This is a genomic window from Pseudomonas sp. R45(2017), assembly GCF_002112305.1.
In the GTDB taxonomy this organism is placed as follows: domain Bacteria; phylum Pseudomonadota; class Gammaproteobacteria; order Pseudomonadales; family Pseudomonadaceae; genus Aquipseudomonas; species Aquipseudomonas paraglycinae.
Genome location: NZ_NEHH01000005.1, coordinates 281,717 through 305,191, shown reverse-complemented (window position 1 = coordinate 305,191; position 23,475 = coordinate 281,717). Strand labels below are relative to the sequence as shown.

Genomic DNA, 23,475 nt, shown 5'->3' with positions numbered 1-23,475 from the left:
GCGTCGCCCGGGAATTTTTGAAGATTTGAATGCTAACGAGGAGTCGCAATGCTGCCTTACCCGCAGATCGATCCGGTGGCTTTGGCCATCGGTCCGCTGAAAATCCACTGGTACGGCCTGATGTACCTGGTCGGCATCGGCGGCGCGTGGCTGCTGGCATCGCGCCGGCTCAACCGTTTCGACCCGACCTGGACCAAGGAAAAACTCTCCGACCTGGTGTTCTGGCTGTCGATGGGTGTGATTGTCGGCGGGCGTCTGGGCTATGTGCTGTTCTACGACCTGAGCGCCTACATCGCCAACCCGACGCTGATTTTCGAAGTGTGGAAGGGCGGCATGTCGTTCCACGGCGGTTTCATCGGCGTGATGCTGGCCGCGTTGTGGTTCGGCAAGCGTAACGGCAAGTCGTTCTTCCAGCTGATGGACTTCGTGGCGCCGATGGTGCCGATCGGTCTGGGCGCCGGACGCATCGGCAACTTCATCAACGCCGAGCTGTGGGGCAAGGCCACCGACGTGCCGTGGGCCATGGTGTTCCCGCCGTTCAGCGACCCGGCGCAACTGCCGCGTCACCCGTCGCAGCTGTATCAGTTCGCACTGGAAGGCGTGGCGCTGTTCCTGATCCTCTGGCTGTTCTCGCGCAAGCCACGGCCAACCATGGCGGTCTCCGGCATGTTCGCGCTGTTTTATGGCATCTTCCGTTTCATCGTCGAATTCGTCCGCGTGCCGGACGCGCAACTGGGCTACCTGGCCTGGAACTGGCTGACCATGGGTCAGGTACTCTGCGTACCGATGATCATCGGCGGGCTGTTCCTGATCTGGCTGGCCTACCACCGCGCCCCGGCGGCGCCGGTTGCACCGACAGCTTAAATATTCGAACCCCGGCGACGTTTGCCGGGGCTCAAGGACACAGGTAACTCATGAAGCAATATCTCGATCTGGTGTCGCACGTCATCAACAACGGCACCAAACAGGCCAACCGTACCGGCGTGAACACCATCAGCTTTCCGGGCGCCATGCTGCGCTTCGATCTGCAGGAAGGATTCCCGGCGATCACCACCCGCAAGATGGCCTTCAAATCGGCCATCGGCGAGATGTGCGGCTTTCTGCGTGGTGTGAACAACGCTGCGGAATTCCGTGCGCTGGGCTGCAAGGTCTGGGATCAGAACGCCAACGAAAACGCCCAGTGGCTGGCCAATCCGTTCCGTCAGGGCGAAGACGACCTCGGCGAAATCTACGGCGTGCAATGGCGCAAATGGCCGGCGTACAAGCAGATCCCGTTGAGCAACACCGCCGCCATCGAACAAACCCTGAGCAACGGCTACAAGCAGATTGCACAGGGCGAAGAAGACGGCCAGGCCTATGTGGTCTTGTACAAAGCCATCGATCAGGTGCGCCAGTGCGTCGACACGATCATCAAGGACCCGGGCAGCCGCCGCATCCTGTTCCACGGCTGGAACTGCGCCCAGCTCGATGAAATGGCCCTGCCGCCGTGCCATCTGCTGTACCAGTTCCACCCGAATGTCGAGACCAAGGAAATTTCCCTGACCCTCTACATCCGCTCCAACGACCTGGGTCTGGGCACACCGTTCAACCTCACCGAAGGCGCCGCGCTGCTGAGCCTGATCGGTCGCCTGACCGGCTACACGCCGCGCTGGTTCACCTATTTCATCGGTGACGCCCACGTCTACGAAAACCACCTGGACATGCTCAACGAACAGCTCAAGCGCGAGCCGTTCGCCATGCCGAAGCTGAAGATTTCGGACCGCGTGCCGGAGTTTGCCAAGACCGGTGTTTATCAGCCGGAGTGGCTGGAGCTGGTGGAGCCGAGCGACTTCTCGCTGGAAGGCTACGAGCACCATGCGCCGATGACCGCGCCGATGGCGGTCTAGTCGGCAGGATCGTTCCCACGCTCTGCGTGGGAATGAATCCCGTGACGCTCCGCGTCACTTTGGACGCGGAGCGTCCATGGCGGCATTCCCACGCGGAGCATGGGAACGAGCGTCAATCGTTAGTGGCCGTGGCTTCTGCCCACATGGGAATGTTCGACTTCGGTTGCCACAACCCCGCCACTGACTTCCAGCCTCTGCAAAATCCCGCACTGATCCGCCTCCGGCCCTTCGCCACAGCGCTGGCGCAGGTCGAGCAGTTGCGTCTGCAACGCCAACAACCCATCGATTCGCGCCTTGACGTGCTGGATGTGCTCGTCGATCAGCGCATTCACGCTTTCACATTGATCCTGCGGGCTGTCGCGCAAGGCGAGCAGGCTGCGGATTTCTTCGAGGGTCATGTCGAGGGTGCGGCAGTTGCGGATGAAGGTCAGGCGCTCGGCGTGGGCCTGGGTGTAGACGCGGTAGTTGCCGTCACTGCGGGCCGGTTCCGGCAGCAGGTTTTCACGCTCGTAGTAGCGGATGGTTTCCACGGCGCAATCGGTCTGTTTCGCCAGTTCTCCGATCTTCATGACGGCAATCTCCAAAAGGGTGCTTGACCCTATAGTGGCTACAGGGTCTTTACTTGGCAACAGGCACCTTCATGGACGCGACCAATGAGCGATTCCCTGCACACCCACAAGCCCGGCGACGGGCACGATCACAGTCACAAACTGCAGCCTGTGCATAAACATGCCCACGCCGGCGACTCCTGCTGCGGGTCGAAAACCGTTGCGCCTGCGCCGGTTCATTCGAGTGAAGACTCGTGCTGCTCGTCGAAAGCCACCGCGCCGTCACTGGTGAAACTGAGCGAGGCAAAAAGCGCTGACGCCCGGCTGAGCAGCTTCCGCATCGAGGCGATGGACTGCCCGACGGAGCAGACGCTGATCCAGAACAAGCTCGGCAAACTGGCCGGGATCCAGCAACTGGAATTCAACCTGATCAACCGCGTGCTCGGTGTGACACACAATCTGCCGGACACCGCGCCGATCATCGACGCGATCAAATCCCTGGGCATGCAGGCCGAGCCGCTGGAGGCGGGCGTCGAAGCGCCAACGACGGCGCCGGTGAAAAAACACTGGTGGCCGCTGGCGCTGTCCGGCGTCGGTGCGCTCGCTGCCGAAGTGATCCACTTCACCAGCGCCGCCCCGACCTGGGTGGTGGCGATCATTGCGCTGATTTCCATCCTCAGCGGCGGCCTCACCACCTACAAGAAGGGCTGGATCGCCCTGAAGAACCGCAACCTCAACATCAACGCCTTGATGAGCATCGCCGTGACCGGCGCCGTGTTGATCGGCCAGTGGCCGGAAGCGGCGATGGTGATGTTCCTGTTCACCGTGGCCGAGCTGATCGAAGCGCGCTCGCTGGATCGCGCACGCAACGCCATCAGCGGCCTGATGCAGATGACGCCGGAGCAGGCCACTGTGTTGCAGGCGGACGGCAACTGGGTCGAACTGAATGTGAAAAGCATCGATCTCGGCGCCCGCGTGCGGGTGAAACCCGGCGAGCGCATCGCGCTGGACGGTGAAGTCGTCAGCGGCAGTTCGACCATCGATCAGGCGCCGATCACCGGTGAAAGCCTGCCGGTGGAGAAAACCGTTGGCGACAAGGTGTTCGCCGGCACCATCAACCAGGCCGGATCGCTGGAATATGCGGTGACCGCAGCGGCGAACAATTCCACTCTGGCGCGAATCATCCACGCCGTGGAGCAGGCGCAAGGCGCGCGGGCGCCGACTCAGCGCTTCGTCGATCAATTCTCGAAAATCTACACCCCGGTGGTCTTCGTCCTGGCGCTGGCCGTGGCGATCATCCCGCCGCTGTTCATGGGTGCCGCGTGGTTCGACTGGATCTACCGCGCGCTGGTGTTGCTGGTGGTCGCTTGCCCGTGTGCATTGGTGATTTCCACTCCGGTAACCATCGTCAGCGGCCTCGCCGCAGCGGCGCGCAAAGGCATTCTGGTCAAGGGCGGCGTGTACCTGGAGGGCGGTTTCAAGCTCGACTATCTGGCCCTCGACAAGACCGGCACCCTCACCCACGGCAAACCGGTACAGACCGATTACCTTTCCCTCGACCCGACCGCCGACGCCACGGCCCCGGCGATTGCCGCCGCGCTGGCCGGGCGTTCCGATCACCCGGTGTCGCTGGCCATCGCCAACGCGGCTGTGGATAAAGGTTTCGCGGCTCTGGTTGTGGATAACTTCGAAGCGCTGGCCGGCCGTGGGGTAAAGGGCGAGGTCAACGGTCAGGTCTACCACTTGGGCAACCACCGTCTGGTGGAAGAACTGGGCCTGTGCTCGCCGCAACTGGAAGAAAAACTGTTCGCGCTGGAGAAACAGGGCAAGTCCGTGGTGTTGCTGCTCGACCGTTCCGGCCCGCTGGCATTGTTCGCCGTGGCCGACACGGTCAAGGAAACCAGCCGCGAAGCGATCCGCCAACTGCACGAACTGGGCGTGAAAACCCTGATGCTCACCGGCGACAACGTCCACACCGCGCAGGCGATTGCGGCGCAGGTCGGGATCGATCAGGCCAAGGGCGACTTGCTGCCGACCGACAAACTGCAAGCCATCGAAGAACTGTACGCGCAGGGCCGTCGAGTCGGCATGGTCGGCGACGGCATCAACGACGCACCGGCACTGGCTCGGGCCGAGATCGGCTTTGCGATGGCGGCGGCCGGCACCGACACCGCGATCGAAACCGCCGATGTCGCCCTGATGGACGACGATCTGCGCAAGATTCCGGCCTTCATCAGCCTGTCGCGCCATACCGCCACTATCCTCAAACAGAACATCGCGCTGGCGCTGGTGATCAAAGCGATCTTTCTTGGGGTAACCTTCGCCGGGCTCGCCACCATGTGGATGGCGGTGTTTGCCGACATGGGCGTGAGCCTGCTGGTGGTGTTCAACGGTTTGCGCCTGCTGCGCAAATAGAGGAAGAGGGGCGGTTGTGCTGAGTGCCGAGCTGAAAGCGTTTTACATGGTGGCCCGTCTGGGCAGCATCACGCTGGCGGCGAAAAAGCTCGGCCTCAGCCAACCGACCGTGACCACCCAGATCCGCAATCTGGAAAGCCAGTATTCGGTGGAGTTGTTCTACCGTGGCGGCCGGCGCTTGAGTGTCAGCGACGAAGGTGCGCGACTGTTGCCGATGGTCAAAGCCTTGTTGCAGCAGGAAGCCGATATCGAGTTCTTCCTGCGTAACAGCGGCCAGGTGCAGGGCACCCTGCGCATCGCCGCCACCGCGCCGTATTACATCCTTGATCTGGTTAAGACCTTCCGCGAGCGTTTGCCACAGGTAGAAGTGTCGGTGGAAATCGGCAACTCGCAGCAGGTGCTCGAAGCGCTGGAGGATTATCGGGTGGATGTCGCGGCCTCGTCGCAATTGCTCGACGATGCGCGGCTGATCCGTAGAGTGCTAGGCAGCGATCCGCTGGTGCTGGCGGTGCATCGCAATCATCCGCTGGCGGCGCACGAGCATGTGACGCTGAGTGCGCTGGCCGGGCATACCTTGTTGATGCGTGAATCCGGCTCAACTACCCGTCGCCTCACCGAAGAATTGCTGGCCAGCGCCGGCGTCAGTTTCGGCCCGTTGCTGGAGATCGGCAGCCGCGAATCGATTCGCGAGGCGGTGCTGCGCAACATCGGCATCAGCATCATTGCACGTCAGGAAGTGCCGCACGATCCGCAGTTGCGGGTGCTGACCCTCGAAAATGCGCCGCAGATTCCCGAATACCTCTACTGCCTCAAGGAACGCAAGAACGCCCGCTTGCCGGCAGCGTTTCTCGGACTGGCGCAGGAAATGTCCCCGGCTTAGTGATCGTTCCCACGCTCTGCGTGGGAATGCAGCCCGGGACGCTCCGCGTCCCTTCCAGAGCCGAACGCGGAGCGTCCGTTGAGGCATTCCCACGCAGAGCGTGGGAACGATCTGTGGTGAACCAAAAATCCTGAATACCACTATCGGCGGTTTTTGCCTCACTGCCATATGACCGACGCATTACAACTCTAGGATTCGTCTCATCTGCTTGATGAGGCCTGTCCATGAACCCTGCAATTGCAACTGCCCTGACCAACCCCGGCGCACCGATGAAAGTGCGCGGCGTGCAGAAGCGCTTCGGCGCATTCACTGCGCTGGATAACGTCTCCCTCTATGTCGCGGCCGGTGAACTGGTGTGCCTGCTCGGCCCGTCGGGCTGCGGCAAGACCACGTTGCTGCGTTGCATCGCCGGTCTGGAGAAGCAGGACAGCGGCGAGTTGTACCTCGGCGAGCGCGATGTTTCCCACCTCGCGCCGCAGGCCCGCGACTACGGCATCCTGTTCCAGTCCTACGCGCTGTTTCCCAATCTGACCGTCGAAGCGAACATTGCCTACGGCCTCGCCGGCAGCGGTCGCGATGAAGTGCGCCGTCGCGTCGGTCAGATGCTGGAACTGGTCGGCCTCACCGGCAGTGAGAAAAAGTACCCGGGCCAGTTGTCCGGTGGCCAGCAGCAACGGGTGGCACTGGCCCGGGCTCTGGCACCGGCGCCGTCGCTGCTGTTGCTCGACGAACCGATGTCGGCCCTCGATGCCCGGGTCCGCGAGCATCTGTGCACCGAGCTGCGCCAGCTGCAACGCAACCTCGGCATCACCACCCTGATGGTCACCCACAATCAGGACGAGGCCATGCTGATGGCCGACCGCATCGCCGTGATGAACAACGGCAAGGTCGAGCAGTACGCCACTCCGCAGGACATCTACAACCGCCCGGCCACGCCGTTCGTGGCCGAGTTTGTCGGCCAGGGCAACTGGCTGCCGTTCCAGCGCAGCAGCGACAGCCACGCCAAGGTCGGCGGGATGAACCTGCGCCTGGCCGACGGCAGCGTCCACAGCCCGTCGGGCCGGCTGTTCTGCCGCCCGGAGGCGATCAACGTCAATCCGCTGGTGCACGAAGAAAACCTGTTCCCGGCCAAAGTCCGCGAGATCACTTTCCTCGGCAACCGCTGCCGCATGAGCTTCGAGCTCGATCAATTGCCTGGCCACGCTTTGCTCGCCGAACTGGCACCGGAAGCCATGCCGCGCCTCGGCGCCCAGCAGATCATGGTCGCCTTGCCGCCACGCAGCCTGCAGGTGTTTGCCTGATGAACAGCAACCTCGCACTGCCGCTGCCGCAAAAGCAAGCGCGGCAGGTGTCCGGGGCCGAGGTCGGCGACCGGATCTTCGTCCTCGGCGGCAAACTCCTGCTGCTGGTGCTGCTCGGTGTGGCGGTGCTGTTGCCATTGCTGGCGATCTTCTGGCGCGGCTTCAGCAGCGAAGCCGGGCAGGGCGGTGGCTGGCTCGCTGCGAAGGAACTGGTGACCAGCGACAATTTCCACTGGCTGCTCGGTAACAGCCTGAAAGTTTCCCTCAGCGTCGCGGCGATCGTCGTACCGCTGGCCTACCTGTTTGCCTACGCCTTGCAGCGCACGTTGATTTCCGGCAAAGGCATCTGGCGTGGGATTTCCCTGCTGCCGCTGATGGCGCCGTCGATGCTGCCGGGGATTGCGCTGGTCTATCTGTTCGGCAATCAGGGCATGTTGCGCGGGCTGCTGTCGGACAACATCTACGGTTTCTGGGGCATTGTTCTGGGTGAGGTGATCTACACCTTCCCACACGCCTTGATGATTTTGCTGTCAGCCCTGTCGCTGGCGGATGCGCGATTGTTCGACGCTGCATCGAGCATGGGCGCCAGTCCTGCGAAAGCCTTCCGCAGCATCACCTGGCCGGCGACTCGCCAGGCCGTGTTCGCCGCGTTCTGTCTGGTGTTCACCCTGACCATCACCGATTTCGGTGTGCCGGTGGTGGTCGGTGGCGACTATCAAGTGCTGGCGCTGGAAGCCTACAAAGCGGTGGTCGGCCAGCAGCAATTCGGTCGCGGCGCGTTGATCGGCATGGTTCTGCTGCTGCCGGCGCTGTTCAGTTTTGGCGTCGATGCCTGGCTGCGTCGCCGTCACGGCGACTCCATGAGCGGTCGCGCCCAGGTGTTCAAACCGGCGCTGTCGAAGAAGCGCGATGCCTTTTATCTCAGCGTTGTGCTGCTGATCAGCGCTGCGTTGCTGCTGGTGTTCGGCATGGCGGTGTTCTCGTCGCTGGTGAAGTTCTGGCCGTACAACCTGTCGCTGTCGCTCAACCACTACCAGTTCAACGAGACCGCCGGCGGTGGCTGGCTGGCCTACGGCAACAGTTTGAAGATGGCGCTGGGCACGGCGTTGATCGGCAGCGTGCTGATCTTTACCGGCGCGTACCTGATGGAAAAGACCCGCAGCCAGCGCGGCCTGAATCTGACACTGCGCATGCTCAGTTTCGTACCGATGGCGGTGCCGGGGCTGGTGCTGGGTCTGGGTTACGTCTTCTTCTTCAACCTGACCGGCAACCCGCTGCACGTGCTGTACGGAACCATGACTCTGCTGATTGTCTGCACCATTGCTCACTATTTGACCACCGCGCAGATGACCGCCACCACCGCGCTGCGCCAGCTCGACGCCGAGTTCGAAGCCGCCGCGCTGTCGCTCAAGGCGCCGCTGTACCGGCATTACCTGCGGGTCACCGTGCCGATCTGCCTGCCGGCGCTGCTGGACATCGTGCGCTACCTGTTTGTCTCGGCCATGACCACCGTGTCCGCCGCGATCTTCCTCTACAGCCCCGACACCCTCCTCGCGGCGGTGGCGGTGCTGAACATGGATGACGCCGGCAACGTCGGCGGCGCGGCGGCGATGTCGACCCTGATTCTGTTCACCTCGGCGGGCGTGTCCTTGCTGCTGGCGTGGGCTTCGCGCGGCTTGCTGCGCCGTTCCCAGGCCTGGCGGCAAACCGCGCCCGGTCACTGATCCACGACTTATCCCTTCAGCCTCAACTCACCGACAGGAAAACGATCATGTTCAAGCCTATGGCCCTGGCCGCTGCTGTGCTCGCTACTTTCAGCCTGAATGCCTTCGCGGCAAAAACCGAGTTGACGGTGTACACCGCCCTCGAAGCCGAGCAGTTGAAGTCCTACAAAGAGGCCTTCGAAAAGGCCAACCCGGACGTCGAGATCAAGTGGGTGCGCGACTCCACCGGGATCATCACCGCCAAACTGCTGGCCGAAAAGGATCGCCCGCAGGCTGACGCGGTCTGGGGCCTGGCGGCGTCGAGCCTGGCGATCCTCGATCAGCAAGGCATGCTGCAAAGCTATGCGCCGAAGGATCTGGGCAAGATCGGCGCGAACTACCGCGACGCCGCCAACCCGCCAGCCTGGGTCGGCATGGACGTCTGGGCCGCGACGATTTGCTTCAACACCGTCGAAGCCGAAAAGCAGGGCCTGAGCAAACCGGTGAGCTGGCAGGACCTGACCAAGCCTGAGTACAAGGGCAAGATCGTGATGCCGAACCCGGCCTCGTCCGGCACCGGTTTCCTCGACGTCAGCGCCTGGCTGCAAACCTTCGGCGAGAAGCAGGGCTGGGCCTACATGGACGGTCTGCACCAGAACATCGGCCAGTACGTTCACTCCGGTTCCAAGCCTTGCAAACTGGCGGCAGCGGGCGAATTCCCGATCGGGATTTCCTTCGAATACCCGGCCGTTCAGCTGAAGCGTCAGGGCGCGCCGCTGGACATCATCCTGCCGAAGGAAGGCCTCGGCTGGGAGATCGAAGCCACCGCCGTGATCAAAGGCACGCCGCACGAAGAAGCTGCGAAGAAACTGGCCGACTTCTCCGCCAGCGCCCCGGCGATGGATCTGTACAAGGAAAACTTCGCCGTCCTCGCCCAGCCGGGTATCGCCAAGCCGCAGACCGAACTGCCGGCCGACTACGAGCAGCGCCTGATCAAGAACGACTTCGCCTGGGCCTCGAAGAACCGCGACGAGATCCTGACCGAATGGCGCAAGCGTTATGACGGCAAGTCCGAGAAAGTCGCTGCCAAGTAAATCTTCTTACCCGATCGTTCCCTGACGGAGCATTGATCGTTCCCACGCTCCGCGTGGGAATGCAGCCAAGGACGCTCCGCGTCCTCTGTGACGCAGAGCGTCACGGTATTCATTCCCACGCAGAGCGTGGGAACGATCATTGAGGTAGCTGCATGACACAACACAAAGACTTGCTGATCGTCGGCGCCGGCATCCTGGGTCTGTCCCACGCCTGGGCCGCCGCCCGGCGCGGTCTCAAGGTCACGGTTTTCGAGCGCACCACCACGCCACTTGGCGCCTCGGTACGCAACTTCGGCCAGGCCCTGGTCACCGGCCAGCCACCGGGTCCGATGCTCGAACTGGCCAAGGCCAGCCGCGAAATCTGGGGCCAGTGGGCGCAGCTCGCCGGCCTGCAACTCAAGCGCAACGGCTCGTACCTGTTCGCCCGCACCGAAGCCGAAGAGCACTTGCTCGAAGCCTTCTGCGCCGGACGCGCCGTCGAGCACGACTACCGCGTCGAACTGCTGCGCGGTGCCGCGCTGCGCGATCTGTACGGCGGCCAGTTCAGCCATCACCGCGCCGCGCTGCACGGTATGGACGACCAACAGCTGTATTCCCGGGAAGCGATTCCGGCGCTGATCGAATACCTGCGCCGCGAGCTCGACGTCGAGTTTCACTTCTCGACGCTGGTTCGCGACGTCGAGCCTGGGCGCCTGCAAAGTACTGCCGGCACATTCTCCGCCAAGCAGATCATCGTCTGCTCCGGCCACGATTATCAGACCTTGCTGGCCGAGCCGATTGCCGCCCTCGACCCGCAAATCTGCCGCCTGCAAATGCTCCGCGTCCGGCCGCAGATCGACCTGAACTTGCAACACGCCTTGCTCACCGGCCTCAGCTGCGTGCATTACGGCGCCTTCGCTGACCTGCCGGAAGCAGCGGAAGTGCAGGCGCAAATCCTGCGCGAACAACCGCACCTGCAGGCAAACGGCATTCACCTGCTGATCAGCCCGACACCTTATGGCGAGCTGATCATCGGCGATTCGCACCATTACGGCAGCGATCCATCACCGTTCAACGCCGAGCAGGTCGACAACTGGATGCTCGAACTGGCCGAACAGACCCTCGGCTGCAAGGTGCAAGTGGTCGAGCGCTGGCAGGGTGTCTATGGTTCCCGGGGTCCGGGGCCGTTTTCGTTCCTGCGTCCGGCGCCGGGGCTGAGTGTGGCGCTGATGCACAGCGGCGTCGGCATGAGCGTCGGCCCGGCCATGGCCGAGCGCAATGTTGCACAGCTTTTTGGAGAGCACTGATGTTGAGTCACGAGCAAGTCATCGACCGGGTGTTCGGCCTCTATGAGCGCTTCGGCGCCAGCGACTACATCGGCGAACCGGTGTCGCAGATCGAGCACATGTCCCAGGCGGCGCAACTGGCCATCGCCGAAGGCTTCGACGACGAAGTGGTGCTTGCCGCGTTCTTCCACGACATCGGCCACTTGTGTGCCGAAGGCGCAGAGAACATGGGCGGTTACGGCGTGGTCAGCCACGAACGCCTCGGCGCGGATTACTTGCGTGAGGCCGGCTTCAGCGAACGCCTGGCGCGACTGGTGGAATATCACGTCCAGGCCAAGCGCTATCTGACGCTCAGGGAATCGGGCTATTACGACCGCTTGAGCGAAGCCAGCCGCCGCACCCTGGAATATCAGGGCGGGGTGATGACCGAGGCTGAAGCGGATGCGTTCGAGCAGGATCCGTTGTGCGCCGTCAGCCTGCGAATGCGCCAGTGGGATGAACTGGCGAAGGAAATGGCGGTGCCGGTGATGGATTTGTCCGTTCTGAAGCGCAAGGCTGAAGCTTTGTTGTCTGCCTAGTGAATGCTGCCCTCATCGGAGTGCCGCCCGCCCAGCCCTCTCCCGAAGGGAGAGGGTTGGGGTGAGGGTCTGGGATTTAAAGCTCAAGCACCTTTTCCACCAACGACTCAATCTGCTCCTGCCGCTCCGCCTGATTCAGCTTCGGATGCGGATTCAGAGAAGACCATTGCGGATGCGCGCGCGCCTTGTTCAGTGCTTCCGGCAACTTGCCTTCGCGCCAGGTCTTGTCCTGCGGCGTAGCCACCTGAATGCTGTCCAGCGCCGCATGGCCTCGGGCATTCAGCGCTTGCAGCAGTTGCCGCTGACGCAATGCCAGCAGGCGCAACACGTTGTCGTCGACCGTCAGCTCCCGCTGCCCCTTGATCTTGCCGATCAAGCGGTTGCCATAGCTGCGGGCGGTTTGCAGCGCGCCGCCGGCAATGGCCCCGGCCAGAGCGGCGGCGCCGAGGGTGATGCCGCCCACCAGCAGATCCACACCCGCACCGGCTGCGGCACCGGCGGCAATCCCGCCGCCGACTCGCACGCCGAGTTGCTTGAGGGTTTCCGGGTTGAACAGGTCATCGCCCCAACGTCCGTCGAGCAACGGTAGATCGCTGGCGGCGGCGTCCTGCGGGCGGAAGGCGTAGAGCTTCAGCAGCGCCTCGACGCACTTCTGTTCGCGTTGACGCACGGCTTTGCGCAGTTCGCTGATGGCTTGTTGTTCCTGTTCAGCGTTGCTCGCCACACTGCGCCGGCAGGCGGCGCAGTCGATCAGCAATTCGGCAATCAGGCGTGCGGCGCTTTGCTCGCGGGCGAGGCGCTGGGCCTGTTGATCGGCGATCAGGCGTTCAAGTTGTGGGCGGGCGTTTTCCAGCAACAGTGCGAGGCTTTCATACAGCCGCCGCTCACCGTCCTCGGGCGGGGCGACGCTGTCGAAACGCACCAATGCATGCAGGCCGAGACGCGCCAGTGCTTCGCGCCAGTCCGGCTCGCGGTGGTTGGCGCTGCTGACGAAATTCAGCACCGGCAGCAGCGGCTTGCCGCAACTGGCCAACACTTCCAGTTCATCGCGGTACTTGGCCAGCACCGGTTCGCGGGCGTCGATCACGTACAGGCCGGCATCGGAATCGAGCAGTTGCCGCAGGACTTTGGCTTCCTGTTCGAAACGCTGGCGCGCTTCGCTGCCGTCGAGAAACCGCGCCAGCCGTGCCGGGCCGTCGAGGCGTTCGCCGGGGCGCTCCAGACGTTCCAGAAAATCCAGCAGGGCGATGGCGTCTTCCAGACCGGGCGTGTCGTAGAGGTCGAGCAACGGCTCGCCATCCACCGACAACCGCGCGCCTTCGACATGCCGCGTGGTACTCGGTCGATGGGAGACTTCGCCGAAGCCGACGTCGCGGGTCAGGGTGCGCAACAGCGAAGTCTTGCCGACGTTGGTGTGGCCGACCACCGCCAGTTTCAGCGGCGCTTTCCAGGCATCAGTCATGTCCGTGCTCCAGCCAGTTCAACGGGGCGCAATCGGCGAACGGCAGCTCCAGCTGTTGCAGCGCCACGTGCCAGTCACCGAGGCGTTCGGCGTCCAGCGCCTGACCTTGCGGCGCCTGCAATAGCCAGACGCGGGTCGCGGCGGCATTGCGCGCCAGCTCGGCGATCAGCGCCAGGCTGCCGCGATCCGGCGAGCGCCGTGGGTCGCAGGCAATCGCGAGGCGCGCCGGCGGGAAGCGGCTGAGCTGTTCGAGCAGTTTGTTGCGCGATTCACGGCTGTCGAGGATGCCGGCGTTGCTGACGTTTTTCGGCAGCGTCGGCGGCCATGAGTGTTGATCGTCGAGTTCGATCGCCACCAGCAACGCGCCATCGCTGGCGTGTTCGCCGACGGTGCTTTCGACGCGGTGCATTTGCGCAGGTTCTGGGTCGGTGATGCCGAGGCGTTCGCTGGTCGGCATCAGGCGCTCGCGCAGTTGGGCGTAACCGGGCAGGTTCAGGTCCAGACGCAATGCGGCTTTGCCGCTGTTCCAGCGCCAGAAGCAAAACAGCGCCAACAGCAGACGCGGCAGCACGCCGTACACCACCAGCACGCCGACCAGCCAGGTTGCCCAGGCCTGACGGGCGCTTTCGATGTTCAGCGCGGTGTCGCCGCTGGCGCGGATCATGTCCACGGTCGGCACGTTGAAGCCCAGCAGCGCCGGCAATGCGCCGAGGGCCTGGGTCATGTTGATGAATGTGTCGGCGCTGAGAATCGTGGTTTCCCAGACGAAGCCGTAGCGCCGGGTCGCCATCAGCGTCAGCAGCAAAACCAGCGCGCTGAACATCGCCAGCAACCACAGGCCGTTGACCAGCGTGCCGAGCGCCCAGCGATTGAGCCTCTTGCGTTGCAGCATCAACAGCAGGGCCGGCGCCAGTTGCGCCGCCTTGGCATCGCGGGCGAGTTTTTCACTGAGCCACAGCCACAAGCGGCCAAGGGTGGTGCCGTGTTCGCCGGCGAAGATCAGTCCCAGCGCCCAGCTCAACAGCAGAATCAGATTCAGCCCGAGCAGACTGCCCAGCGCCCAGAATACATTGACCGGCGTCTGGCCCAGTGCGGCGAAGGCCAGCCCTGCGCCGCTCAATACGGCGAAGATCGCCAGCAGCACCAGCGCCAGGCGCGCGCCTTGCAGCCAGTGCTTGAGCGCCGAGGTCAGGCCGTCGCGCTCGGCCAGCCACAAGGCCCGGCGTTGAATGCGTCCCGGCAGATCGCCGCCGGCCGCGCGGGCCAGGCGATTGGCTTCCAGATCATCCAGCGGGCCTGCGTGTTCTTCGCGCAGACGCACGGTTTCGGTGAGCCAGAGGTTTTGCAGTGAAGTCAGTTCAGTCACGCGGCATCCCGTTGCTTGATTGAGCCGTGAGCATAACCGCTGTGGCGCTTATCGGGGTAAGGGCGGCTCTGGTATCCTCGCCGGCATGACTAAATCACTCCCCCTCAGCCTGATCGCAGCCCTCGGTGAAAACCGCGTGATCGGCGTCGACAACAGCATGCCCTGGCACCTGCCCGGAGACTTCAAATACTTCAAGGCCACGACGCTCGGCAAGCCGATCATCATGGGCCGCAAGACCTGGGATTCGCTGGGGCGTCCGTTGCCGGGCCGTCTGAATATCGTGGTCAGCCGTCAGGCCGGTCTGGTGCTGGAGGGCGCGGAAGTCTATCCGTCGCTGGAAGCCGCCGTGGTTCGCGCCGAAGCGTGGGCGAAAGAGCAGGGCGTCGACGAGTTGATGCTGATTGGCGGGGCGCAGTTGTATGCGCAGGGGCTGGCGCAGGCGGATCGTCTGTATCTGACCCGTGTGGCACTGAGCCCGGAAGGCGATGCGTGGTTTCCGGAGTTCGATCTGAACCAGTGGACACTGGTGTCGAACGTGCCGAATCCGGCTGAAGGCGACAAACCGGCTTACAACTTCGAAGTCTGGGAAAGAAGATAGCTACAAGCTTCGAGCTGCAAGCCGCAAGTAAAAGCTGGAATGCTCTTCTTGCAGCTTGCAGCTTGCAGCTGGCTAGCTCGCTAGCTGCGCATGCTCATCGGCATCCAGCAGTGCCTTGTCGGTCTGCTGCATCACCTGGCTGGTAATCGCGCCAGCGGTGATCGAACCGCTCACGTTCAGGGCCGTACGGCCCATGTCGATCAGCGGCTCGACCGAAATCAGCAACGCCACCAGCGAAACCGGCAAGCCCATGGCCGGCAGCACGATCAGCGCGGCGAAGGTCGCACCGCCACCCACGCCCGCCACACCAGCCGAACTCAGGGTCACGATCGCCACCAGCGTCGCGATCCACAGCGGATCCAGCGGGTTGATGCCGACGGTTGGCGCAACCATCACCGCCAACATCGCCGGGTACAGACCGGCGCAGCCGTTCTGGCCGATGGTCGCGCCGAACGAAGCAGCGAAGCCTGCCACCGATTGCGGAATGCCCAGACGACGGGTCTGCGCTTCGATGCTCAGCGGGATGCTCGCTGCGCTGGAGCGGCTGGTGAACGCGAATGTCAGCACCGGCCAGATCTTGCGAAAGAAACGCAGCGGGTTTATTCCGGCCGCCGACACCAGCAAACCGTGCACCACAAACATCAGGCCCAGGCCGAGGTACGACACCACCACGAAACTGCCGAGCTTGATGATGTCCTGCAGGTTGGAACCGGCCACCACTTTGGTCATCAGCGCCAGCACGCCGTACGGGGTCAGCTTCATCACCAGACGCACCAGACGCATCACCCAGGCTTGCAGGGTGTCGATGGCGTTGATCACTTTCTGACCTTTCTCGACGTCATCCTTGAGCAGTTGCAGCGCGGCAACCCCCAGGAACGCAGCGAAAATCACCACGCTGATGATCGAGGTCGGCTTGGCCCGCGCCAGGTCGGCGAACGGGTTCTGCGGGATGAACGACAGCAGCAGTTGCGGCACATTCAGGTCGGCGACCTTGCCCGCGTAGTCGGTCTGAATGGTTTGCAGACGGGCCATTTCCTGCGTGCCGGCAACCAGGCCTTCGGCGGTCAGGCCGAACAGGTTGGTCAGGCCGATGCCGATCAGCGCGGCAATCGCGGTGGTGAACAGCAGCGTGCCGATGGTCAGGAAGCTGATCTTGCCCAGCGACGAAGCGTTGTGCAGACGGGCCACGGCGCTGAGGATCGAGGCGAACACAAGCGGGATAACGATCATTTGCAGCAGTTGCACGTAACCGTTGCCGACCAGATCGAACCAGCCGATCGAGGCTTTCAACACCGGGTTGCCGGCACCGTAAATCGTGTGCAGCGCGACGCCGAATGCCACGCCCAGCACCAGTGCGAGCAGGACTTTTTTCGCCAGGCTCCACGAGGTGTGACGGGTTTGCGCCAGGCCGAAGAGCAGGGCGAGGAACACCAGCAAGTTGAGAATCAGGGGCAGATTCATGAGGACTCCAGAAAAGACTGTGCCAACAACCTTCCGGGGCTGTTGCGAACCGGCAAGCCTAACAGTTTGATTTCCAATGATTTAATACCGAAATCAAAGGTCGTCCGTCGTTTTTGGAATAAGCGGGTGTCGTTCTCGGGGATGCAACTGGCGCGAAACGGACGTGGACGGTCGCTGACAGACGGGGACTGTCACATTTATTTGTTAGCGTCGATTTCTTTGACCCAGGGAGAAGCGCCAATGAAGTTTGCACCGAAATTTCTGGCTGTCGCACTGACTGTGGGGATGGGCCTGGCCACTCAGGCGTTCGCCACCGACCTGAAACACTGGCCCGCGGATCAGGCCAAGGCACTGGACGCGATGATCGCCGCCAACGCCAACAAAGGTAACTACGCGGTGTTCGACATGGACAACACCAGTTACCGCTACGACCTCGAAGAGTCGTTGCTGCCGTTCATGGAAAACAAGGGCCTGATCACCCGGGACAAGCTCGATCCCTCCCTGAAACTGATGCCGTTCAAGGACACCGCCGACCACAAGGAAAGCCTGTTCAGTTACTACTACCGCCTCTGCGAAGTCGACGACATGGTCTGCTACCCATGGGTGGCGCAGGTGTTTTCCGGCTTCACCCTCAAGGAACTCAAGGGCTACGTCGATGAGCTGATGGCCTCGGGCAAACCGGTGCCGGCGACTTATTACGAAGGTGACGTGGTCAAGAATCTGGATGTGAATCCGCCGAAGATCTTCACTGGCCAGAAAGAGCTGTACAACAAACTGATGGAGAACGGCATCGAAGTCTACGTGATGACCGCCGCCTCCGAAGAACTGGTGCGGATGGTCGCGGCCGATCCGAAGTATGGTTACAACGTCAAACCGCAGAACGTGATCGGCGTGACCACGTTGCTGAAGAACCGCGAGACCGGCGAGCTGACCACCGCGCGCAAGCAGATCACCGCCGGCAAATATGACGAGAAGGCCAACCTCGGCCTCGAGCTGACACCCTACCTGTGGACTCCGGCAACCTGGATGGCCGGCAAGCACGCGGCAATCCTGACCTATATCGACGAATGGAAAAAACCGGTACTGGTGGGTGGCGACACACCGACCAGCGACGGCTACATGCTGTTCCACGATGTGGACGTGGCCAAGGGTGGCATTCACTTGTGGGTCAATCGCAAGGACAAGTACATGACCCAGATTCAGGGCATGATGGCCAAGCACGCGGCGGCCCAGGCGAAAGAAGGTTTGCCGGTGACGGCGGACAAGAACTGGGTGATCGTCAAACCTGAAGAAATCCAGTAATTGCTACGGTGATCGCTCCCGAGCAGAGCGCGACGATCGTTCCCACGCTCTGCGTGGGAATGCAGCCCGTGACGCTCCGCGTCACTGGACGCAGAGCGTCCCTTGAGGCATTCCCACGCGGGAGCGTGGGAACGATCAAAACCTGAAGGCAAAAAAATGCCCCGCACTTGGCGGGGCATTTTTATGCGCGACGGTTAAGCATCACAGCCCGTCGAGCATCGCCTTGTTGCGCACGGCACCCTTGTCGGCGCTGGTCGCCAGCAGGGCGTAGGCCTTGAGGGCGGTGGTCACTTTGCGTGGACGCTGTTCGACCGGTTTCCAGCCTTTCTTGTCCTGCTCGACCCGGCGTGCCGCCAGTTCTTCATCGCTGATCAACAGGTTGATCGAGCGGTTCGGAATGTCGATCAGCACCTTGTCGCCGTCCTGTACCAGACCGATCGCGCCGCCGGCCGCAGCCTCTGGCGAAGCGTGGCCGATGGACAGACCGGAAGTGCCGCCGGAGAAACGGCCATCGGTCAGCAGGGCGCAGGCTTTGCCCAGGCCTTTGGATTTCAGGTACGAGGTCGGGTAGAGCATTTCCTGCATGCCCGGGCCGCCTTTCGGGCCTTCGTAGCGAATGATGACGATGTCGCCTTCCTTCACTTCGTCGGCGAGGATGCCGCGCACGGCGCTGTCCTGGCTTTCGAAGATCTTGGCGTTGCCTTCGAACACGTGGATCGACTCGTCAACACCGGCGGTTTTCACCACGCAGCCGTCCAGGGCGATGTTGCCGTACAGCACGGCCAGGCCGCCTTCTTTCGAATAGGCGTGTTCAAAGCTGCGGATGCAACCGTTTTCACGGTCGTCGTCCAGGGTTTCCCAACGGGTCGACTGGCTGAACGCGGTTTGCGTCGGAATGCCGGCCGGGCCTGCCTTGAAGAAATGGTGCACGGCTTCATCGTCGGTCTGGGTGATGTCCCACTTGGCGATGGCTTCTTCCATGCTGCGGCTGTGCACGGTCGGCAGGTCGGTGTGCAGCAGGCCGCCACGGGCCAGCGAACCGAGGATGCTGAAGATGCCGCCGGCGCGGTGCACGTCTTCCATGTGGTACTTCTGGATGTTCGGCGCGACCTTGCACAGCTGCGGCACCTTGCGCGACAGACGATCGATGTCGCGCAGGTCGAAGTTGATCTCGGCTTCCTGGGCCGCGGCCAGCAAGTGCAGGATGGTGTTGGTCGAACCGCCCATGGCGATGTCGAGCATCATCGCGTTCTCGAACGCCTTGAAGTTGGCGATGTTGCGCGGCAGTACCGACTCGTCGTTCTCGCCGTAGTAGCGTTTGCACAGTTCGACGATGGTGCGGCCGGCCTGCAGGAACAGCTGCTCGCGATCGCTGTGGGTGGCCAGGGTCGAACCGTTGCCCGGCAGTGCGAGGCCCAGGGCTTCGGTCAGGCAGTTCATCGAGTTGGCGGTGAACATGCCGGAGCACGAACCGCAGGTCGGGCAGGCGCTGCGCTCGTACTCGGCAACCTTCTCGTCAGAAGCGCTGGAGTCGGCGGCGATCACCATGGCGTCGACGAGGTCGAGACCGTGGCTGGCCAGTTTGGTCTTGCCGGCTTCCATCGGGCCGCCGGACACGAAGATCACCGGAATGTTCAGGCGCAAGGCCGCCATCAACATGCCCGGGGTGATCTTGTCGCAGTTGGAAATGCAGACGATGGCGTCGGCGCAGTGGGCGTTGACCATGTACTCGACGGAGTCGGCGATGATCTCGCGGCTCGGCAGCGAATAGAGCATGCCGTCGTGGCCCATGGCGATGCCGTCGTCAACCGCGATGGTGTTGAATTCTTTTGCAACGCCGCCAGCGCGTTCGATCTCACGGGCAACCAGTTGGCCCAGGTCCTTCAGGTGAACGTGGCCCGGTACGAACTGAGTGAAGGAGTTGGCAATGGCGATGATCGGCTTCTTGAAGTCGTCATCTTTCATCCCGGTGGCGCGCCACAGTGCGCGGGCGCCGGCCATGTTGCGGCCGTGGGTGGATGTTTTCGAGCGGTAATCTGGCATGGAGCACTCCGGGCGGCTAATCAGGTATCAAAAGGGAGTGAGCTTCTATTGACGTCTGGAACACTCAGAAATGGCCGTGTGTCCTGATGTTGCCGATGACGTTGCGGGATCGCCGCTGGTCTCAGCCTGAGCTCATAAACCCGCCGGGGATGAATGGCGATGAATCTCGCGATTCTACACCGCTGGCGTCAGGAGGGAATGGCGCAAAGCGTTGTTCCAGTACTGACGAAACGTGCGGGATGACGACCGGCAGGATTAATCGCTGTCCGGTTGCCCCACCAGATCGTTGCGCCGACTGATCCGCGCATTCAACGCCAGTGCCACCCCGCTAAGTATTACGAAGCTGTAGCCCAGCGTGGATTGCAGATTGGTCGGGCTCAGGCTGATCAAGGCACTGATCAAGCCGCCGCAGATGAAAATGATCGTGCTGCCGGCCGAGGCCGACGTGCCGGCGTTTTCCGGAAACAGACTCATGGCCCGGGACGTGGCCGCCGGTCGGGCAATGGTGGTGCCGGCGGTACAGATCAGCATCGGGATCAGCACGGTCGCCGGAGCCAGTGCAAAGTTCGACGACAGGTACAGCATGGTCACGCCGGCGAACAGGATCAGGCTCAGGCCGACGACCATCTGCTGGCCGCTGTTGATGCGCCTGCTCAGCACGCTGGCGAGGATACCCCCGGTGACGTAAGCCGCACCGTAGATCAGCAGGATCAACGAAAACTCGTAAGCGGACAGTTGCAGCCGATCCATGAAGATCAGCGGCGAGATCACGATGAATGAAAAGTGGCAGGCGAACGCAAATGCCGAAATCAGCCAGTAGCCGACGAAGTCGAAATCTCCCAGAACCCGTCGATATGCCGTGAGGAAGTTCGTACGTGTGCCAGTGGCGGTAGGTCGGGTGTTCTCCAGAAACAGCCAGGCCTTGAGCAGCACTGCGGCTGATAATGCGATGAACACCCAGAAGCTGCCGCGCCAGCCCAGCGTCGCCTGAAGAAAGGTGCCAGCCAGCGGCGATATCGAGATGAAAATCCCGCCGGCGGTGACCATTAAAATCCGTAGGCGGTCACGTTCTTCGCCTTCGAACAGGTCCTGCACCAGCGCCTGTGACAGCACGAAGCAACCGCAGCCCAGCGCCTGCAACACCCGGAACATCAGAAACAGCGAATAGTCCGAGGTCATCACGCAACCGAGGGCGCCGAGTATGGAAACGCTCATGCCGGCGAGCAGCAGCCCCTTGCGTCCGATCACATCCGACAGCGGGCCGATCAGCAACTGGGCGAAGGCAATTCCGACCGCAAACAGGCTGATCGACAGGGCGATGTCCGCCGAGGTGCGGCGAAAGTGTTCGGCCAGTGCCGGGAACGAAGGCAGCAGGACATCCAGTGGAAAGACGCCGAGCAACACCATTGCCAGCAAAAGACTGACAGCCCCGCGCCGCTGTCGTCGGGTCACCACAGATTGTCCGTCATCCATCGATCAGTCCCGCCCTGGCAAATAGTGTCTGGTTTTGAGGTTCGGCGAAAAATCCGGCTTTCTTCAATGCGTTCAACGTAGCGAGGCTGCCGGCGCGTGCCCGCCGTCGACTGGCCTGGGTCGATGTCATCGTGCCGAGAATGTCCGTCACCGTCGTATTTGCAATGCCCGCGCCACAGAGGCTTTCCTGCAGCCAGTGCTCATCCACTTCGAAGAAGATTTCCAGAATGTCGAGCAAGGTCGTCGCGGTGAACGTTCGCTGTCGCGGGTTCAGGTGCAACCAGAGGTAGTGGAACACTTCGGTGAAATAGCGGCTGTGGCGCGCTTCGTCGGTGAGGTGATCGCGCAACATGTCGTTGACGCCGGACACCAGGCTGTCGCGGCAGACATCCAGCAGTTCACGGGCAATGATGGTTTCCGAGACGAAGCCCAGAAGAAAGCACGCCAGCGGCCGTTGCTCCTGCCTTGTGCGTGCGACCAGCAGGTTCATCCGGGTGATGCGTCTGGGCATCACGGGTCGCCCGGTGATGGCGTAGAGGCTGGCGATCTGCTCTGCCACCTGACTGGAAAACAGGGCGTGATAGCCCTCGTCGGTGTAGAGCTGGAGCGCGGCGGTTTTCATCGACGTCGGTACCTCGACCGGCAGTTCGCCATGCACGATGGTTTCGACGGCGCGATTGACGATCCGGTGTTCGAGCAGCGTGGTGTAGTCGAGAAAGTGCACCAGATGCCGGGCCGTAAGCCGGTGCAGCATCGAACGGCCCGCAGCCTCAATCACCGGGTGGGCCAGGTAAGGCAGGAATGCCGGCGGAAACCAGTGCCGGGTCTCCAGTTGTTCCTGCACGTTTTCCGGCAAGCGGTAATCGTGGGGGCTGGCGCGAACGGAGGCGCGGCTGTTCCAGTCGCTCAGGGTGAACTGAAAGACCGGTTCCGGGGCCAGGGCGCTCATGGTTGTGCCTCACGCAGCAGGTCACGCATTTCCTGACACATCGCCTGACCGTCGCTTTCCCCGCAACCGACAAAGAACAAGGGTTGTTCCGCACTGTTTTCGAGCTTCAGCAACGCTTCGACCTGCTCATCGGAAAACGCGCCTGTGAGCCAGGTGTTCATGCCGAGCGCTGTCGCCACCAGTTGAAACGTTTGCGAAAGGTGCCCGGCTTCGATGAACGCCATTCGATAGGCGCGCGAGTGCGGGTATTTCCACCAGAGCCGGTCGAAGCGGGCGGTGATGAACAGCCCCAATGGCAGGTTGTTGATGAAATGCTGCCCCCCCAGCAGATTGCCGGGCGCGGTGTCGGGCAAAGGGTTGATGAAGCTCAGGGCGTGATCGGCGGGGTGGTAGGCATACACGCCGGGTGCCAGTCCGTCGACGTTCTGTACAAACACGAACCCGGCGCAGGCATTAAGGCCACCGCCGGAAGGGCTGCTGCGCCGCGCGCCCAGTCCTTCGGCGATGCTGTCGTCGCAGTCGGTTTCGCGTTCTCCCAGGTAACCGAGTGACAGGTAAAGCAAGGTGCCCACATCATCCAGCGGCACGGCAGCGCCAGTGAAGGATCGGCAGGTCTTTCGCCGGGTCAGTGAATTCGACAGGCTGTCGTCATTCAGTGCCAGCGGCTTGGGCAGGGCGATGAGTGCGTTCGGACGGGTATCCACAGGGATGTCGGCTGGCGGGGGAGTGGCAAGCACTTTGTTGCAGTGTTCGAGATATTGCCTGGACCATTCCTGAATGTTTCGGGGAGTGTGTTCGCAAGGAATGTCCCGAGTCCCGATATGGTAGATCCTGGACAGTTCATCCCAGCCCCAGGCAGGCGCCGGGATTTTATAAGAAGTCAGTATTCCTGCATTTAAAAGCTGTGTATCTATTATGTTGCTGTTGTCGTATAAGTCAGGGTTGTGGACAAGTTGCGCCAGTCGGGAGGAATATTCAAGATCAAGTTCATGTTGAGTATGGTCTTTGTAGTTCCAGACTATCTGGCCGGGCGTTCGTGGCAGTATGAATAAATAAGGATTTATATGCATGTTGGGGCACGCTGCTCTGGATAGGTGCTTTGTCAGAGGCGCTGGGTAGCCGGCGATACCCAGCGCCCACCTTACTTAACG

Annotated in this window: 19 protein-coding genes; 11 read left to right on the top strand and 8 right to left on the bottom strand. The window is 62.3% G+C overall.

The genetic code is table 11. From position 1 onward, the window contains the following. Positions 1-48 precede the first annotated feature (48 nt). Entirely contained in the window at positions 49-864 is an 816-nt protein-coding gene (gene lgt / locus CAF74_RS13925; RefSeq protein WP_007953463.1) for a prolipoprotein diacylglyceryl transferase, read from the top strand. Positions 865-914: 50 nt separating this feature from the next. Beyond that, complete coding sequence (locus CAF74_RS13920) at positions 915-1,886, top strand: thymidylate synthase (RefSeq protein ID WP_011336420.1); 972 nt, start codon at positions 915-917, stop codon at positions 1,884-1,886. A gap of 119 nt (positions 1,887-2,005) precedes the next feature. Here CAF74_RS13920 and cadR read toward each other — a convergent pair whose 3' ends face one another. Beyond that, a complete protein-coding gene (gene cadR / locus CAF74_RS13915; RefSeq protein WP_064600182.1) occupies positions 2,006-2,455 on the bottom strand; it encodes a Cd(II)/Pb(II)-responsive transcriptional regulator in 450 nt (149 codons plus the stop codon). 84 nt (positions 2,456-2,539) lie between these two features. Here cadR and CAF74_RS13910 point away from each other — a divergent pair, with 84 nt between their 5' ends. The 7 genes from CAF74_RS13910 (at position 2,540) to CAF74_RS13880 (ending at position 11,670) form a co-directional block, all read left to right on the top strand. After that, a complete protein-coding gene (locus CAF74_RS13910; RefSeq protein WP_085746719.1) occupies positions 2,540-4,849 on the top strand; it encodes a heavy metal translocating P-type ATPase in 2,310 nt (769 codons plus the stop codon). A 16-nt stretch (positions 4,850-4,865) separates the two neighbouring features. Continuing rightward, positions 4,866-5,729, top strand: a complete 864-nt coding sequence (locus tag CAF74_RS13905) for a LysR family transcriptional regulator (RefSeq protein WP_085646996.1) — start codon at positions 4,866-4,868, stop codon at positions 5,727-5,729. 224 nt (positions 5,730-5,953) lie between these two features. After that, positions 5,954-7,030, top strand: coding sequence for a putative 2-aminoethylphosphonate ABC transporter ATP-binding protein (locus tag CAF74_RS13900; RefSeq protein ID WP_085746718.1), 1,077 nt, complete (start codon positions 5,954-5,956; stop codon positions 7,028-7,030). Further along, positions 7,030-8,754, top strand: coding sequence for a putative 2-aminoethylphosphonate ABC transporter permease subunit (locus CAF74_RS13895; protein WP_085746717.1), 1,725 nt, complete (start codon positions 7,030-7,032; stop codon positions 8,752-8,754). Before CAF74_RS13900 ends, CAF74_RS13895 begins: the two co-directional genes overlap by 1 nt. A gap of 47 nt (positions 8,755-8,801) precedes the next feature. After that, positions 8,802-9,827, top strand: coding sequence for a putative 2-aminoethylphosphonate ABC transporter substrate-binding protein (locus CAF74_RS13890; RefSeq protein ID WP_085746716.1), 1,026 nt, complete (start codon positions 8,802-8,804; stop codon positions 9,825-9,827). A gap of 152 nt (positions 9,828-9,979) precedes the next feature. Next, positions 9,980-11,113, top strand: a complete 1,134-nt coding sequence (locus CAF74_RS13885; protein ID WP_085746715.1) for a TIGR03364 family FAD-dependent oxidoreductase — start codon at positions 9,980-9,982, stop codon at positions 11,111-11,113. Continuing rightward, positions 11,113-11,670 (top strand): phosphonate degradation HD-domain oxygenase, encoded by a 558-nt coding sequence (locus CAF74_RS13880; protein ID WP_085746714.1) that lies wholly within the window; start codon positions 11,113-11,115, stop codon positions 11,668-11,670. The genes CAF74_RS13885 and CAF74_RS13880 overlap by 1 nt, the downstream gene beginning before the upstream one ends. A gap of 76 nt (positions 11,671-11,746) precedes the next feature. Here CAF74_RS13880 and CAF74_RS13875 read toward each other — a convergent pair whose 3' ends face one another. Both CAF74_RS13875 and CAF74_RS13870 read right to left on the bottom strand, forming a co-directional pair. Then, complete coding sequence (locus tag CAF74_RS13875; RefSeq protein ID WP_085746713.1) at positions 11,747-13,132, bottom strand: GTPase/DUF3482 domain-containing protein; 1,386 nt, start codon at positions 13,130-13,132, stop codon at positions 11,747-11,749. Beyond that, positions 13,125-14,498, bottom strand: coding sequence for a DUF2868 domain-containing protein (locus CAF74_RS13870; protein ID WP_085746712.1), 1,374 nt, complete (start codon positions 14,496-14,498; stop codon positions 13,125-13,127). Before CAF74_RS13870 ends, CAF74_RS13875 begins: the two co-directional genes overlap by 8 nt. Before the next feature lie 85 nt (positions 14,499-14,583). Between CAF74_RS13870 and CAF74_RS13865 the strand changes: the two genes are divergently transcribed. Then, positions 14,584-15,096, top strand: a complete 513-nt coding sequence (locus tag CAF74_RS13865; RefSeq protein ID WP_039767902.1) for a dihydrofolate reductase — start codon at positions 14,584-14,586, stop codon at positions 15,094-15,096. Positions 15,097-15,168: 72 nt separating this feature from the next. On the opposite strand, the gene CAF74_RS13860 is transcribed toward CAF74_RS13865, so the two are convergent. Beyond that, positions 15,169-16,557: an L-cystine transporter gene (locus tag CAF74_RS13860; protein WP_085746711.1), complete on the bottom strand. Its 1,389-nt coding sequence runs from the start codon at positions 16,555-16,557 to the stop codon at positions 15,169-15,171. Between the two features lie 240 nt (positions 16,558-16,797). Here CAF74_RS13860 and CAF74_RS13855 point away from each other — a divergent pair, with 240 nt between their 5' ends. After that, positions 16,798-17,859 carry a phosphorylcholine phosphatase gene (locus tag CAF74_RS13855; RefSeq protein ID WP_085605918.1) on the top strand — a complete coding sequence of 354 codons (1,062 nt, stop codon included), beginning with the start codon at positions 16,798-16,800 and terminating at the stop codon, positions 17,857-17,859. A gap of 201 nt (positions 17,860-18,060) precedes the next feature. On the opposite strand, the gene ilvD is transcribed toward CAF74_RS13855, so the two are convergent. The 4 genes from ilvD to CAF74_RS13835 form a co-directional block, all read right to left on the bottom strand. Next, positions 18,061-19,902, bottom strand: a complete 1,842-nt coding sequence (ilvD, locus tag CAF74_RS13850) for a dihydroxy-acid dehydratase (protein ID WP_085746710.1) — start codon at positions 19,900-19,902, stop codon at positions 18,061-18,063. Between the two features lie 255 nt (positions 19,903-20,157). Beyond that, positions 20,158-21,375 (bottom strand): multidrug effflux MFS transporter, encoded by a 1,218-nt coding sequence (locus CAF74_RS13845; RefSeq protein WP_085746709.1) that lies wholly within the window; start codon positions 21,373-21,375, stop codon positions 20,158-20,160. After that, complete coding sequence (locus CAF74_RS13840; RefSeq protein ID WP_085746708.1) at positions 21,368-22,324, bottom strand: diiron oxygenase; 957 nt, start codon at positions 22,322-22,324, stop codon at positions 21,368-21,370. The genes CAF74_RS13845 and CAF74_RS13840 overlap by 8 nt, the downstream gene beginning before the upstream one ends. Beyond that, on the bottom strand, positions 22,321-23,394 hold the full coding sequence (locus CAF74_RS13835; RefSeq protein ID WP_085746707.1) for a SagB family peptide dehydrogenase: 1,074 nt from the start codon (positions 23,392-23,394) through the stop codon (positions 22,321-22,323). The genes CAF74_RS13840 and CAF74_RS13835 overlap by 4 nt, the downstream gene beginning before the upstream one ends. Between the last annotated feature and the right edge of the window lie 81 nt (positions 23,395-23,475).